The 16,412-nt window shown below is 46.7% G+C and carries 12 protein-coding genes and 1 tRNA gene; 6 read left to right on the top strand and 7 right to left on the bottom strand.

Going from position 1 to position 16,412, the window contains the following annotated elements:
- The first annotated feature begins 125 nt into the window (after positions 1–125).
- The 5 genes from L6472_RS13000 (at position 126) to L6472_RS13020 (ending at position 7,427) form a co-directional block, all read left to right on the top strand.
- Entirely contained in the window at positions 126–1,436 is a 1,311-nt protein-coding gene (locus L6472_RS13000) for a glycoside hydrolase family 28 protein (RefSeq protein WP_237805788.1), read from the top strand.
- Positions 1,437–1,466: 30 nt separating this feature from the next.
- Positions 1,467–4,511, top strand: a complete 3,045-nt coding sequence (locus tag L6472_RS13005; RefSeq protein WP_237805790.1) for a TonB-dependent receptor — start codon at positions 1,467–1,469, stop codon at positions 4,509–4,511.
- An 11-nt stretch (positions 4,512–4,522) separates the two neighbouring features.
- Positions 4,523–6,238, top strand: coding sequence for a RagB/SusD family nutrient uptake outer membrane protein (locus tag L6472_RS13010; protein WP_237805792.1), 1,716 nt, complete (start codon positions 4,523–4,525; stop codon positions 6,236–6,238).
- Positions 6,239–6,448: 210 nt separating this feature from the next.
- Entirely contained in the window at positions 6,449–6,967 is a 519-nt protein-coding gene (locus tag L6472_RS13015; RefSeq protein WP_237805794.1) for an RNA polymerase sigma factor, read from the top strand.
- Positions 6,957–7,427, top strand: a complete 471-nt coding sequence (locus tag L6472_RS13020) for a pyruvate ferredoxin oxidoreductase (protein WP_237805796.1) — start codon at positions 6,957–6,959, stop codon at positions 7,425–7,427. The genes L6472_RS13015 and L6472_RS13020 overlap by 11 nt, the downstream gene beginning before the upstream one ends.
- 145 nt (positions 7,428–7,572) lie before the next feature.
- Here the strand turns inward: L6472_RS13020 and L6472_RS13025 are convergent, their stop codons facing one another.
- Positions 7,573–8,385, bottom strand: a complete 813-nt coding sequence (locus L6472_RS13025) for a CPBP family intramembrane glutamic endopeptidase (RefSeq protein WP_237805797.1) — start codon at positions 8,383–8,385, stop codon at positions 7,573–7,575.
- Positions 8,382–9,299, bottom strand: coding sequence for a bifunctional riboflavin kinase/FAD synthetase (locus L6472_RS13030; RefSeq protein ID WP_237805799.1), 918 nt, complete (start codon positions 9,297–9,299; stop codon positions 8,382–8,384). Before L6472_RS13030 ends, L6472_RS13025 begins: the two co-directional genes overlap by 4 nt.
- Positions 9,300–9,496: 197 nt before the next feature.
- Between L6472_RS13030 and L6472_RS13035 the strand changes: the two genes are divergently transcribed.
- Positions 9,497–9,570: transfer RNA gene (locus L6472_RS13035), tRNA-Ile, on the top strand.
- Between the two features lie 207 nt (positions 9,571–9,777).
- On the opposite strand, the gene L6472_RS13040 is transcribed toward L6472_RS13035, so the two are convergent.
- From L6472_RS13040 to L6472_RS13060, 5 genes are all read right to left on the bottom strand, one after another.
- On the bottom strand, positions 9,778–10,785 hold the full coding sequence (locus L6472_RS13040; RefSeq protein ID WP_237805801.1) for a type II toxin-antitoxin system HipA family toxin: 1,008 nt from the start codon (positions 10,783–10,785) through the stop codon (positions 9,778–9,780).
- Between the two features lie 2 nt (positions 10,786–10,787).
- Positions 10,788–11,096, bottom strand: coding sequence for a HipA N-terminal domain-containing protein (locus L6472_RS13045; RefSeq protein ID WP_237805804.1), 309 nt, complete (start codon positions 11,094–11,096; stop codon positions 10,788–10,790).
- On the bottom strand, positions 11,083–11,304 hold the full coding sequence (locus L6472_RS13050; protein ID WP_237805806.1) for a helix-turn-helix transcriptional regulator: 222 nt from the start codon (positions 11,302–11,304) through the stop codon (positions 11,083–11,085). The genes L6472_RS13045 and L6472_RS13050 overlap by 14 nt, the downstream gene beginning before the upstream one ends.
- 585 nt (positions 11,305–11,889) lie before the next feature.
- The gene (locus L6472_RS13055; protein ID WP_237805808.1) at positions 11,890–14,124 is read right to left on the bottom strand and encodes an alpha-galactosidase; all 2,235 of its coding nucleotides are present in this window, start codon (positions 14,122–14,124) and stop codon (positions 11,890–11,892) included.
- 199 nt (positions 14,125–14,323) lie between these two features.
- Positions 14,324–16,399, bottom strand: a complete 2,076-nt coding sequence (locus tag L6472_RS13060; protein ID WP_237805810.1) for a VCBS repeat-containing protein — start codon at positions 16,397–16,399, stop codon at positions 14,324–14,326.
- Between the last annotated feature and the right edge of the window lie 13 nt (positions 16,400–16,412).

The raw sequence follows: 16,412 nt of genomic DNA on the forward strand, positions 1-16,412 counted from the left end.
TTGCGACAAAGGTACGAAAAAAATCGAAAAAATTTGCAATTGTTTTGTCATTTTAAATAAAAAGTGTATCTTTGCCCCAAACTAAAAACTACATCAACTATTACTCCATCTTAATGATGGTATTTATGAGAACACATAGCATACTACTTTTGCTACTCATGACCTTGGTCATGTCTGCACAAGAGACATACGACCCTCTGCTTTTTGGAGCAAAGGGAGATGGATTGACAGACGACGCTGTCGCACTACAGAAAACCATAGACCGATGCGCTGCCGATGGTGGCGGACGCGTGTTGCTGCGCCGCGGACATACGTTTATGGCTGGACCCGTGCAGCTCAAGTCAAACGTGGAACTATATCTCGAGGCTACCGCCATGCTGATAGCCAATCCCGATGAATCTATCTATCACCTGAGTGCCTTCGGCGAGAACCGGGGCGAGGGTATGCTGTGGCTCTGGGCCGAACATGCCGAGAATATCAGCATCTGCGGCAAGGGCACTATTCATGGCAACGGCATCCGCTTTATGGGTGCCGAACTGGCCGACAGCTACGAGTTGAAACCTCTGGCCAATCAGACTTTCGACCCGCGCCCACACGTGCTGACGCTGACCGACGTTAAGAATCTGACCATTCGCGATGTGACCATCAAGGAAGGCGCCTACTGGACGGTGCATCTTATCGGCTGCGACGGTGCCGTGATCGATGGCATCAACCTGCTGAACAACCTGAAGATTCGCAATGGCGACGGCATCGACCTGGACCACTCGCGCCATGTGCGCATCTCAAACTGCCACATCACCAGCGGCGACGACTGCATCTGCCTGAAAAACCGCAGGGAGTTTGACGCGTATGGCGCCTGCCACGACATCGTGGTGAGCAACTGTGTGATGGCCTCGCGCTCATGCGCGATAAAGATAGGTAGCGAGAATGTAGATTCCATCTACAACGTCTTGTTCACGAACTGCATCATCACGGGCTCTAACCGCGGACTGGGCATCCAGAACCGCGACGAGGGTACGGTGAGCGACGTCAGCTTCTCGAACATTCAGATGGACCTGCAACTGTGGAGCGACGTGTGGTGGGGCAAGGCTGAGCCTATCTACGTGACCAGCTATCCGCGTGCCAACGGCAACCACAAGGACCAGAACTGGCGCTTCCCTAAGGGCGAAACTGAAGGGCGCTGTGGTGCTGTGAGCCGCATCTACTTCAACAACATCACCGCCACCAGCCCCAACGTCTGCTTCGTGGGTGGTGACACAGAAGGGAAAGTGACCGACGTCTATTTCAACAACGTGCGCATCCACCGCACTGAAAAAGACGCATCACTCCTGATAGACAAGCGCCCCTGCAAGGGCGAAGGCTTCATCGCAGTAGATGAGGCAGAATGGGCAACAGACTGCCCCGTGATGACAGAGAATGCTTTTATTAACAAATAATTTTTTCACTAACCCTAAAAAACTAACTTTATGCAAAACGTACAAAAAACATTCAGCCGTGTGCTGATGCTTGCTTTGCTAATGATGGTCAGCACCGTCGCTTGGGCACAGCAGCGCATCACCGGTACTGTACAGGATGGTAAGGGCGAACCTCTTATCGGCGTAAGCGTTGTGGAAACAGGTACCACCAATGGTACGGTGACCGACGCTGATGGTAAGTTTGCGATCTCTGTGAAACAGGGCGCACGCTTGGACATAACCTACATCGGTTACACCAAGAAGACGGTTGCAGCACGCAACGGCATGACTGTTAAACTGGAGGAGGACAACAAGCTGTTGAACGAAGTGGTGGTTGTCGGTTATGGCACCATGCGCCGCAAGGACGTGACCTCGTCGATCACCACCGTGCAGGCCAAAGACCTGAACCAGGGTGTGTTCACCGATCCCGCACAGATGCTGCAGGGTAAGGTGGCAGGTCTGACCGTCACATCTAGCGGTGACCCCAATGGCACTCCTTCAATCACATTGCGCGGTGCCTCGTCACTGCGTGAGGGTGCTGCCATGCAGCCCTACTACGTCATCGACGGTATCCCCGGTGTTGACATCTCGATGGTAGCTCCCGATGATATTGAGAGTATCGACGTGCTGCGCGATGCTTCTGCAACAGCTATCTATGGTTCTAAGGCTGCCAATGGTGTGATCATCATCACCACGAAGAGCGGAAGAGAGGGTAAGACAAATATCACATACAATGCTTATGTAGCTTTGGATAAGGTACTGAAGACTCTTGATATGGCTTCTGCAACCGAACTGCGTAACAGCGGTCTGCTGACACCTGCACAGGATGGCGGTGGTGATACCGACTGGCAGGACGAGGTGCTGCGCACAGGTGTAAGCCATAATCATAACGTAAGTATCAGTGGTGGAAACCAGAAGACCAAGTATATGGCCTCTGTCAACTACATGAATCGTCAGGGTGTGGTTCTCGGCACAGGTATGAACCGTGTGAATGCTCGTACGTTGTTGACCAGTAGCCTGCTGAAGGATCGTTTGGAGATTTCTTTGGGCGTGAATGCTATGCAGGGTAAGTTCAAGGGTGTGCCTATGCGCGTTTCTACTGGTGGCGATGCTGGTATGAGTGTGCTTGATGCCATGAACTATTATTCTCCTACCAACCCCGTTCGCAATGCTGATGGCACATGGTATGAGAGCTATATTGGTTCTGCCAACTATAACCCCCTGTCAATGATCTATGAGGATAGCAATCAGAATGAATGGCGCCGTCTGCAATACATTGCCAAAGGTTCGCTGAAGATTATCGACGGATTGGTATGGCATGCAAACTATTCTTACGACAGTGGTCAGAACACCTATAGCTGGTATGAGTCTCATCAGACTCAGATGAACAAGGGCTTTGATGGTCGTGCCCATCGCGATACTTATCTGCGTCACAACCAGACCTTCGAGACCTATGGTAACTACGATGTAACCTTCAACGATATTCACAAGCTTGGCTTGATGGCTGGTTATTCTTGGGAAGAGCGTGAGGATGGTGATGGCTTTGGTGTTACCGTTAATAACTTCTATAACGATGAGACTAGTTTCTGGAACTTGCGCTATGCTAACAATATCAATGGTATCAACGATGTAACCGGTTCTTCGAAGTCGCAGATTCGTAACATCTCTTTCTATGGTCGTGTGAACTACTCGTTCAACAGCCGCTATATGTTGCAGGCTACAATCCGTCGTGACGGTTCTTCTGTATTCGGTGCTGACCATAAGTGGGGTACCTTCCCCTCAGTATCTGCAGCATGGAATATCACAGAGGAGAAGTTCATGAAGGATCAGAATATCTTCGACCAGTTGAAGCTTCGTCTGGGTTATGGTGTCAGCGGTAATGCTATGGGCTTTGGCGCTTATGACGCTATCACAACCTTTGGTCTGAATGGCAGATCGTTTGAGTACATCCTGCCTGATGGAACTTCTAAGACCATGTATGGCATCTCTGCACAGAACAACGGTAACCCCAAATTGAAGTGGGAGCGTACTGCTATGTTCAACGTAGGTATCGACTTCGCATTCCTGGGTGGCCGCATCAACGGTAGCATTGAATACTATAACAAGAAGACTTCTGACCTGATTTGGAACTACGCTGTTTCTACCAATATTTATCCTTTGGATTGGATTCGTGCTAACGTAGGTGACATTAGTAACAAGGGTATTGAGTTGAACTTGAATGCTACTCCTGTGAAGACGAAGGACTTCCAGTGGCAGACCACGATTAACCTGTCACACAACAAGAATACCGTTGACAAGCTGTCAAACGCTCTGTATTCTGTAGATTATGTTGACGAGGGTAACCCCAACATCGGTGGTATCTCTTCAAATGCTAATACACAGCGTATCATGGAGGGTGAGCCTCTCGGTACATTCTGGACCTATCAGCATGCAGGCTATGACGCCAACGGTAACTCTGTATTCTTTGTTCATGACATTACAAAGCATCAGGATGCTTCTGGCAACATACAGGCTGATACCTATCAGGATGCCAATGGTAACTGGGTAACCTCTAATCCTAAGTATGAGGATAAGACCAAGGTTGGCTGCGCTCAGCCAAAGTTGGTTTATGGTTGGAACAATACACTGAACTATAAGAACTGGAACCTCACAGCCTTCTTCCAGGGTGTGATTGGTAACAAGATCTTGAATGCTACAAAGGCACACTATAGCTTCCAGGGACACCTTGCTGGTGGTAAGAACGTTCTTTCTGAAGTTATTAATGATCCTGTTTGGAAGGCTGATGCTAATGCTCATATTCCCAGCGACAAGTATCTGGAGAATGGTAGCTATCTGCGTTTGTCAAGCCTCTCACTGGGCTACACTTTCAAGAACCTTGATGGTTGGGCACAGAGCGTACAGCTCTATGCTACCTGCAACAACCTGTTGACCATTACTGGTTACGATGGTATCGACCCCGAAGTCAACCTTGGTGGTCTGACTCCTGGTATCGATTATCGTGAGACCTTCTATCCTCACACTCGCTCATTCATGTTTGGTGCTAAGATTAACTTCTAAAAATTACGATTATGACTAAGAATAGCATAAAATATTTCCTCCTTGCTGGTTCCGTTTGCTGTGCAACAAGCTCGGTTTTGACCAGCTGTAGTGACTTGGATGTCACTCCTGAGGCTCAGTTTACAGCCTATCCCGACACTGAGGAGGCAGTTGAGGCTCAGATGGCCAGTGTGTACTACGAACTGCTTGGCACATTGGGTCGTCGATATATGGAAGCTCAAGCGCTGTCAAGCGATGAGTGGATTGGTATTTCCTTTGATGGTGACTATTCTGATGATGGTATCTATGCTCAGAATTCACTGCACAACTTCACCGCTACCAGCGCATGTTTTGACTGGTATAAAAATGTGACTGGTGCTATAGTAGATGCCAACAAGGTTATCTTGAGCATGGGTGGTGAAGAGAATAACGCCACTGCTTCGGCACGTTTCATGCGCGCTTACTTTACTTGGATTCTGGTAGATTGCTTTGGTGATTCTCCAATCCTGGACCGTGTTTTTGCTGAGGGCGAACAAGTGGATCGTGCTCCTCGCGCAGATGTGACTAAATGGATTGAGAGTGAGTTGAAGACAATCATTCCTTTGTTGCCGACAAATGTTGATCTGTCTACCTATGGCAAGCCCACGAAGTATGTTGCAGAGGCTCTATTGGCTAAGTTGTATATCAACTGGCCTGTCTATACTGCCGAGGATGTGACAAAGTATGACGCTGCTGCTTATAGCAACGAACACTTGGATGATGTAGTTGCTCTGGTTGACGATATCGTTGCAAGTGGTAAATTCAGTATCTCAGAAGGCTCGGATGGCTATCGTTCAAAGTTCTGGCCTAACAATGGCGCTCAGATTAAGGACTTTATCTATGCAATGCCTTACGATGCCATCACAGCTCAAGGTTTCCAGTACGCTCGTCCACGCATTTGGCGTCAGGGACGTAATGACGGTCAGGGCGGACCTGGTTACTTCGGTACCGATATCGGCAAATCTACTGGTGGTAACTTCTCTATTACACCTGAGTTCGCTGATCTGCTGATGGCTCTGCCTACTGACGATCGTCAGGAGAATATCCTTGCAGGCAAGATCTATATGTTTGATCCTACGACTTTCGCTAAGACCACTACACCTTATAAATATAATGGTGAGGAGGTTACGCTCGACAAGACTATCCGCCTAAAGTATACTGATGCTGAGAGCAACGCACACTATATTGAGTGGGCTGATGGTATTGCAGATCCTTCAATCTATCCTGTTGATTGCGCTACGCTGAATACTGGTAAGGATGTTAAGGGTTGGAGCCAGGGCTATAAGTCAGTCAAGTACTTCGTAGTTCGTGAGGACTTTATCAACGATCGTAACCAGTCTAATGACTTGCCAATCTTCCGTCTGGCTGATATGCTGTTGCTGAAGGCTGAGGCTATTACTCGTGGCGCTACTGCCACTAAAGGCGAAACTGCACAGAGCCTGCTGAACCAGATTCGTGATTACGTTCATGCTCCTCAATTTAATGGTACTCCTACTTTGGATGATATCTATGATGAGCGTGGTCGTGAGCTGTTCGATGAGAACTGGCGTCGTAACGACATGATTCGTTTCGGTCATTTCGAGGATGAATACGGTTTCCACCGTCATGGCTTCCCAACAGCTCGCTTCGACAAGGAATGTCGTATATTCCCCATTCCGCAGGCTACTCTTGATGTGAACACCAACTGGAAACAGAACGCTGGTTATTAATACCTGGTATTAAACGATAAGAAAAGTGCCGCTATTCGATGGGAATAGTGGCACTTTTCCTTGTGTAAAGTGGCACTTTTCTCTAAGAAAACGATAGGGTTACTTTTCTTGGAAGTGCAAAAACTAAGGCAATAGGTCTCTTTTTCGAAAAAAAAAAGTAACTTTGCCGTAACTTTTCTATTCGTCAGTCGTCTTAATATTATAGAGAGGATGAAAGATATCAGTTTTCGCACCCACGTGTTGCCGCTGAAGAACGAGCTCTTCCGCTTGGCACTTCGCATCACTCTCAACAGGGCTGATGCCGAAGATGTGGTGCAGGAAACCATGATAAAAGTCTGGAACCGACGCGACCGGTGGAACGAGATAGAGTCGATAGAGGCCTTCTGCCTGACGATATGCAGAAATGTGGCACTCGACCACCAAAAGCGGATGGAAAACCAGAACACCTCACTCGAAGACGGGAACCACGACGCACCCGACAACTCGTACGGCGCAAACCCTGAAGAACAAATGGTGCAGCGCAACAGAGTGGAACGCGTCAGACTGCTGATGGAACAGTTGCCCGAGAAACAACGCACCTGCATGCAGCTGCGAGACGTCGAGGGGAAAAGCTATAAAGAGATAGCCACCGTGATGGACATCAGCGAACAGCAGGTGAAGATCAACATCTTCCGCGCCCGTCAAACTATTAAACAGAAATTCATTCAAGAAGAACAATATGGACTATAAGTACATCGAACAGCTGCTGAACCGCTACTTTGAGGCCGAGACAACCTTGAAGGAGGAGCAGATTTTGAAAGCTTTCTTCGAGCAGGACGAGCAGGATCTGCCTGCCGAACTGCGACAATACAGAGAGCTTTTTGTTGCCTTGGAGCCAGAAGAGACTCTGGGCGACGACTTCGACGCACGCATGCTGCAGATGACAGAAGAGTGCGTACAGGTGAAGGCACGTAGCATCAGCCTCGCCGAGCGCATGCGTCCTTTCTTCCGAGCTGCCGCTGTGGTGGCTGTGGTCATCACCATTGCAAGTGCTCTCGACCAGTCGTTCAAAGAGGACAGCACATGGGTCGATGAGTCCGACTTTGCCCAGTATCACGTTTCTGCCAACGATCCGGCCATGGCCGACCTGAAGGTGGATTCGCTGGCCAACGACTCGCTGATGAAGCAGCCCACAGGCTATTTGGAGTAGTACATTTCTATGCTTTCTCTATATAAATAATCATTAAAATTAAAACAATCGGTGAAGCTGTGAAGTTTCACATATTTGAAAGAACAAAGCCATCCAGTCGGGAGCGACGGATGGCTTTTTCTGTAGATAATATGTATGAGACTGCTTATTTCTTCATGCGCAGGAAGAGCTGATACAAGGCGGGCATCAGGATGAAGAGCGAGAAGACAACAGCCAACAGTTCTTTGGTGGGCTGCCCGCCAAAGATGTCTATCAACTTGATATCGGGCGAGGGATAGGCCCTGAACAGCAGGTAAGCGGCCGTGTTGTTCACCCAGTGATAGATGATGCCAGGCAGCAGACTGCCCGTACGCTCGTACATCCAGCCAAGCAGCAGACCGATAAGCAGCGGATGGAGCAACTGGGCAGGGTTCAGATGGGCTGCAGCAAACAGCAGGGCAGAGAACGTGATCATGAGCCAGCGACGCTCGGGCTTCCAGGCGAGCAGCGTGCGGAGCACAGCACCACGGAACACGACTTCCTCTGCAACGGGGGCCAACAGACAAATCACGAAATAGCCACCGGTAGTACTCATCAGCCGGGCTGCCGCTATCTCGGTTTGCTCAATATACTTCTGTATGCTGTCGGGCCATTCCGGCATCAGCTCTTGCAGAAACATGGAAGGGATGATGGCTCCCAACGCTGCAAGGGCACACCAGAAAAGCACACCCACAGGGCGCGACTGCAGGTATTGGCGCGACACCTTGGTCCATCCTGTCCCCATAAACAAAGCTATGCCTATTATAGGGGACAAGGCCATAACTATCATCATACCCATCGTGGGCAATTCTTCTACTTCGTGGCCTATGTAGAGGCTGTAGCCAATAGAGGCAATGGATAAGACGATCAGCTGCAAAACTACATATACCAGGACATAGCCTACAGCCTTCACCCATCCTAAATTGTTTGTCGTCATCATGTGTTTAATATTTCTTTAGTTCGTAATGCGTCTTCCTGCATCTGACGTTTCAGAGCTTCTGCATTCTCGAAGTGCCGCTCATCGCGCAAGCGTTCGATAAAGTCAACCGTCAGCGGCTGACCATAGATGTCGTCAGAGAAGTCAAACAGATGGATCTCGGCCGTGCGTTGCTGTCCGTCGAAGGTAGGACGCATGCCAATATTCATCATGCCAGGATGCTGCGACCAGCATCTCACGGCATAGACACCATTGGCAGGCATCAGCTGCTGAGCATCATCGGTCTGCAAGTTGGCTGTAGGGAAGCCCAAATGGCGACCAATCTGCTCGCCATGAACCACCGTACCCTGAAGCGAGTAAGGACGTCCTAAGAACTTGTTGGCCTCGCTGATACGACCATCATGCAACAGCTGGCGGATGAGCGAAGAGCACACAGTCTGCCCATTGACGGTCAGCGGCTGAGCAGCCAGCACGTCCATCCCGAGTGTCTGACCATAGTGCAGATAGTCTTCGAAGCCCTCGCTGCGGTCATGTCCAAAGCGGTTGTCATAGCCCGTCAGCAGCAGTTTCACACGGAGTGCTTTGTTCAGCACCTCACTCATGAAGGCGAAAGCCGAGAAGGCAGCCATCTGCTTGTTGAATCGCAGCACCACCACCGTGTCGATACCAGTAGCCTTCAGCAGTTTCAGCTTCTCGTGTAGCGGCGTCAACAGCTCGGCCTTCCATTCACCATGCACCACTTGACGCGGATGACGCTCAAAAGTGACCACCATCGTGCGCAACCCCCTACGTGAAGCCTCATCTTTCAGCTGATTTATCAGATACTGGTGACCCTGATGTACACCATCAAAGAAGCCAACAGTAGCAGCATAAGCCCCATCGTTCAGCGACTGATCAGGATAAAAAATCGTTTTCATTATGATGCAAAGGTACGAATAAGCGAGTGAAAAACCAAATATATTTGAGTTTTTCCGAGCGGGAGTACCTTCGAGGCGACAGTCTCAAAGTGCTTAATAAGCGAGTGAAAAAGGTGATAACCTCCAATAATTTACGTCTTTTTACCCAAAATATTTGGATATTTCACAAATAACTCGTACCTTTGCACGCTGTAATTGGACTTGTAGCTCAGTTGGTTAGAGCAACAGACTCATAATCTGGAGGTCCCAGGTTCAAGCCCTGGCTGGTCCACACTGAAAATCAAGCACTTACAAAGATTTTGTAGGTGCTTTTTCTTTTCATAGTGAACATGAGGTGAACATAGAGCTTTTCCTATAAGTACAAAGCATAAATGCCCAAATGAATTACTGATAACAAGTAATCATTCGGCCATTCTTATGTGAATCTTGGAGAAGTGTACAAAAAGAGGCAAAAACACCTTGGAAAAGTGTAATCGCTTCATTTAAATCCCAACGTCGCACGTCGGTACTTGTATGAAAGCCAATAACTCCGCTTCAAGGAATCTGAAAGAAAAGAACGGTCAATCAGTTCTTTTGCTAACGGATGTTCTGCGGCAAAAAAATTCAGTTCTCGTTTTACCAATCGTTCCGACAAGCCAATGCGACGACCAAACTCTTCAAAATCCTTGCGTTCAACCGTCCTTGTGTCTGTCAACTTCATGCCTTCCTTGAATAGTCCTTTATCAAGGGCAAAGATACGAGGCATACTCAAATGCAGACCTGTATTGATGAGGTCGTATGCTGGAGCAAGATGATATTCTCCGTCACCACGGTTGATAAGCGAGAAGTTCTTCAAATGTGCATCATCATTGAGGGTAAGATAGTTGAACACAATGATACGGAAAAACTTCAGAATTTCTACAGGTGCAGCCTTAACATACTTGCGAATGATGTCTGCACATTCCTCATAACTCAGATTACTATACTTGAAATCACTTCCTCCATTGGTGTTTGTCAGTCCCGCAAGAGAGGCAAAATCTTCCTGGCTAAATTTCTGCCCATTAGGACCCACATCAAAACGTCGGCACAGGTAAGCTGCTTCACCGTCACGGAAGAAGCAGATAGAGTTGGCTGCCGTTTCGATTTGATAGACCTGAGAAGCCAACTGCATGGTCAGATGTTCATTGGCAGGACAATACTTGCGGTCAAGCAAGGCGTATGATGATGGTGCTGGCTTCAAAATATATTTTCCACGTTCATTCTCTGCAGGCTTGACTAGCTTATTGTCATCGTTGATTACCAAACTCGCTTTGGGTTGTACTCCAGAAAGTGAGATGCGCCCTACATTCTTCAGATAGGCTTCGTTATCAGCACTATCATTGTTTGGACTATCGAAGTCTAATATAGGGGAGACCTCTTTGCCATCAAACAGTAGTTTGCGTGCAGATGGAGAATAGGTCGTAAAGCCTTTCTGCAAGGTAGATGGGCAAACGCTAAGATCTATCATATCTAAATCGGTTTTATGGTTACTGCTCCAATTGTATCATACTGGGCTGTTGCCAACATAATGCCAAAATCATCGCTTTCATCGATGTGTAACAGCAGTGATTGCATCTGACGGTTGGCACCCTCAGAGAGCATATTAAAGAAATACGGGAAAAGATGGTCTGAGCGATAAGGCTTTGTACGTACAGGCATGGACAAACATACTGGTTCACCATGATAATTCTCATCATAGGTGAATACATATTCCCTGGCATCGATTTCCTGAAGTATCCCTGCTTCTGAATCATGAACGTAAACCTTACATTGTCTCATAGTCCAATTGCTTGATGTCAATATATATTTGAAGCCCTAACGTGTCGAGAATTGTCAGCAGGGTTGTCAACTGCGGATTACCCTCGCCTCGTTCAATTGCGACAACGGTATTTACAGCCACGTTTGCCAAATCAGCCAACGTCTGTTGGTTGATGCCGAGTTTCTTTCTTCTTTCTTTGATGGCATTACCTATTTCTTGCTGCGTCATAATCTCAAAATTGCGATTTAGCGAATACAGTGCTAAGCTTGCTTAAGCAATGCTGAGCGTGAGCAATTTATCCAATATATTGCGATTTCGGTACAAAGTTACCGATAAATCTTTAAATACAGAACGAAAATCGCAATAAAATAGTATTTTAGACTTCAATTTACTCAAAAATTTGCATAATTGGCATACAATCCCAATATAGTGCGATTTTTGATTAACCAAACTTTTTATGTTTTTTCGGTGATTTAAGGCGATTTTATTCGGTTGTTTGTAGGATACTCATTCGGTCATTTGAAACCTCCAGATTGTAGCCTGTTGCTTATGCTGTCCATTATCCCCCAAATTCTGCGTAAACGACATGGGGGTTTATCTCGACTGGCTTAAAATCTCGAAAATTTTATCTAAATTTGTATTATAGAGTCACATTGGCGATTCACCAATGTGACTCGGAAAGTGTTTCGTTTTGGCTGTCACCTATGTCTGAGTATCATAGAAAGAAAGTCAACTTGTTTTTGCGAACGTACAATTTGTACAAATGGTAATTACGGAAAGGGAGAGTCAAAATAGGCACTCCCTCCTTTCTGTTTAATATTTAACTTTCTTTCCATTGACGATATAGATACCTGGCTGAGGCTTTTTGCCATCAATAGTCAAACGGCGTCCGTCAAGTGTATAGACGTCGGTAAATTGTGAGTCCCCTCTTGTAGATACCGTTTGTATCTCGGTCTGGCGATCAACAACATCCTTATTCTGTGAAAGCACGTATGATGGTGTATCGTCAATGCCATTCACCTTCTTTATGCGATAGATGCGAGCATCTTTTGCTGGCACCGTAGCGATAAATTTTCCGTCACTGTTTAACGACACCATTGTTCCAGACCAGAGTTCTTTTATTTCTGCAACATTACTTCTATCAATTCCAATATGGTAGAAGACGTCAATGTTCCAATTGGCGGTGTTTGAATTAAAGAATGAACTTGATTTATAATTCAAACAGGCCACATAAACATACTGCGATGTTTCGTAAACAAAGATATTCTCTGCACCACTTTCACCAGCCCAGTGACCAAAAGCAGGATGAAAAGCACGACAAGTATGCACTGCATGCATCAAGTCCGTATTATTAGCTAAAAAGTTCTGCGCATAGTTTCTGCTTTGTGTTGTATTTGAGTTGCCATAGTTTGTGCCACTGAAATTGTCACCCATCAGGAAAATGCCAGTTACCAATCCAGATGTAAGACGTGCACGTGTCTCTGCTGGACTATAAGCACCATTCTTATCTACCATGACAAGCTGGTCTGGATCTTGCGCATAATAACATTGATCTAACCACCACCCAAAAGAAGTACCATTCAGACAGTACTGAGTATCGCTGATACTGCGAAACACATCACAAGAGATACGACGGCTGTGACCATACTGATGAGGAAAGAGAGGTGCTATACTAAGATCTACATAAAGACCTCCATCGCCCCATAAATCAAGAATCTTCTGCTTGAACCTGTTCATACCTTGATTATATGCCTCCATACCTGTATGCACATTTGTATCATACCAGGAATCGGCTTCAATAGCACCTTGAGAGAGGAAGTCAACCTTTACATAGCCAATGCCATAACTATAAAACTGTTGCAGGCGTTCTTCCATCTTTGCAATGACAGCAGGATGTGTAGGATCAAGACAATAAGCGCCATCAAGCGTCTTATAGTTACCATTTTGTTTGAGACAAACATCGCTGTGTTTGTAAGTACCATAGAAGTTACTATCCAAATCTCCTTCACTTATCCAATCAACCCACGGTCCATAATAAAGCCCTGGAATCATATTATGCTGACGACAATAGTCAAAGACAGCATTACGATCGCTATCAGAAAGGAAATCCCACCAAGAGTCAAGGTCAAATACGACTTGACCATTGGCATCATGAAATCCTCTTGGCATCAGCTCATTGGCAATATACTTGGCGGTGTTAAGTACACAATGGTCTTGATATTCATACTGTAGGTTTGTTTGCAACACTCCCCACGAATTCCATCCTACAGGTTTTGCGCCATTCCACTCCCACCGTGGTTCCACACGTGCACAGGCCCGGCCATAGGTCTCCATGCCAGTGCGCCAGTCATCAAACCATCCCACCATAAAACGGGCCGAGCTCACAGACTGACCGTGCACCATGCCATGTGCCATGCCCTGATCGTGGGTAAAAAAGCTTGTATAGCCAGAACGAAGTTCGAAATAGTCCACTTTATAGTTGTTACTTGCTGTCACCTTGGCACAATTCTTCCACTGATTATGATCTATTGCTCCCATGACAAGGCCCTTACGAGTGGTTCCATTGAAGAGAGCGATGACAGAGTTACTTTCGTGAGTAGTATTCATTGCACGCGATTGGTACTTTACATACTCATCATTATCCCATGGTATCCAAAGCATACGATTCTCACTATTATAGGAACCATTCATAAAAGTTGCTTCGCTACTGGAGCGCAAAGGTAACACATAGTTCGTTTTTATTTCTCGTCCACTTGTATTAGCCACGGTTAGCTGACAGACAAAGTAATCCACATCATTATAGAAGACGAAGTCCTGCACCAGTTGTGAGCCATCGCCACTATAGTTTGGCCAATTAAACGTATAAAGAATACTATATTTCGTTCCCGTACCAAAACTATCTGAGTAGCCATCTGTTCTTGTCAGCGTCCATGCTGCTGCATCTTTCGTTTCTGGCCAATATGCGCCAGAGTTGTCATCGGCAAAATAATAGCCCACAGAGCCATAAACGCCCGTAAAAAGTTGCCTATTATCATACGAAATAGACATCAATTTGGATGTTTCATCAAAGTTGAGGTTCCACCGTCCATGACTGATATTAAATGCGGCTAATCGAATCTGACATGTGACTAGCGTCAAAGTGATTAATAAAAGTTTATTCATTGGTAATTTAGTTAGCATGATTAAATATGGAGGGCATGTTCTAAAAGATTCTGAACATGCCCTCATACGAGAAAAAGAATGTAAGTTATTTAATGATCTTTGTCTTCTGATTATCCTTTTCCACGATGAAGACGCCACGACCAAGGCTATTCACATTTGCGCCCATATAACGACCATTGGCATCGTAAATGCGAGTTACCATTGAATCAGTTGACTTGGTGGTCTGAATTCCATCAGTAACACTTACCTCAGCTTTTGCGAAAGCACTCGTAGTCCAATCGTTCTTCAGTGTCTGTACTCCCACTTCGTACTCACCATCCGGAACACTCATTGTGTATGTCATGGCAGATGGATCTTCGCTACGAAGAGCTACACCAAGAGAATTATAGGTACGCAGAGCACCGGTCTCTAAGTCTGCGGGAATCAACTGACTAATCCAGCCTGTTTCCTTGTTCTTAACATAAAGATTATAGGCAAATCCTGTGTTCAAGTCATCACCAGTCCAGCTGATTGTCAGCTTTCCTCTTTCTTTCTGCTCGGCTTTGACATTTGTGGGAGCTTCAGGATTTTCAATGCCATCAGTAAACTGGCTTTCCCAAATACCAAAATCATACCAATAGTCGCCAATCACGTCAAGTGCACCATCTCCATTGACATCACCGAAGGTCAAATGAGATGTATTGGGATCACCGAAATCAGTATCAAGCGAGAAAGTGCCATCAGTGTTCTGTGTGTGGATGCGAGCACCCCAACCTTTATCCTCGACATCGGTCCATCCATGTGAAAATACGTCAACAAGCCCGTCGTGATTGATATCAACGAGTTTTGCATACGCAGCACTTGCTCCATAAAGGCCATTGCCCTGCTCCACGGAACTGCGGGTGAAGTTGAACTCACCATCGCCATCGTTTAAGTAAACATCGCCTACCTTGGGCATGCCTTCGCCATTCTGCGTGCCGAAGACCACGACATCGAGCCAGCCGTCGTTATTCATGTCTGCCACCTGAATCTCGTTTTCGTAAACGGGCAGGAAGCTCTTGCCCGAGAGATCGACTTCCTGAAAGGTGCCGTCCTGCAGATTCTGATAGATATAGAAAGAGAGGGCCTCGTCGTCGTTGCTCCAACCTGTAGAGATGATGTCGAGCCAGCCATCGCCGTTCAGGTCGCCAAAGGCTATGGCACCGTGGCTCATGGGCTTTGCCTTCATCGTAGGCACCATCTCGCTGCTCTCAATGTCGGCCTCGAACAGGTCAGCGGGCTTCTTGTTTTCGGCAAATGGTATGGGCTTGAAAACATTCATCTGGGTGAAGGTTCCGTCGCCATTGTTGTGGTAGAGTCCAACGAGGCGCTCGCCACACTGTTCATCTTCCTCCATCCACTTGTGATAGCATTGGATGAGCACATCCGTATAACCATCGTGATCGTAATCACCAAAAGCGATACTTGAGTTCGCACGATTACCTAAAGAGTTTGTATTCTCATTCCATCCTTTCGGGAAAGGACAAGGCTGCAATTCAAAAATACCTTCAGCGTTTTGCAACTGTAAAGCCACGAACTGTCCATCATCGCCTACCTTTTGACCACTATACTCCGAGAATTTCCATCCCCATTCGTCCTGGCCATAGACATAAGCATCCAGACGTCCGTCATTATTAGCATCAAAGAAGTGATAACCGCCCCATGTCGTGGGTAAGAGGCCATGGGCCTCTGTACTGGTGCGCGAGCCCTCACCCCAGTGATGCCATGAGCTTGCTACTTCGTGTGCATAATTGCCACCTCCCTGATTAAAGAAGATATTGGCCGTGCATGCCCATGTCAGCGAGAACCAAGAATTGGGGTTTTCTGGATCGCCTTGTACCGCCCACTTGGTGTGGCTATCTACGATTTTTGATTCGTTCTCATCAAGCACGTAGTCACCATTTCCATCCGTTTTAAAGGTCACGTCTCCAGAACCATCTTTATCATTGTCTGGGCGATACTGTCCGCCATAGACGACATCAAGTTTTCCATCACCATTAATATCGGCTAAGGTCACGATGCCACGATGTAATGGCATAAACTTTTCTTGATTTTTTTCTTGCTCTACCTGTTTGAACGACTGTGCCTGTGCAGATAGTGCCACTCCGAGCAAACTTGCAATAAATAATGTAGAGTGTCTCATAAAGATAAAATGT

Source organism: Prevotella sp. E13-17 (assembly GCF_022024035.1).
Classification (GTDB): Bacteria; Bacteroidota; Bacteroidia; order Bacteroidales; family Bacteroidaceae; genus Prevotella.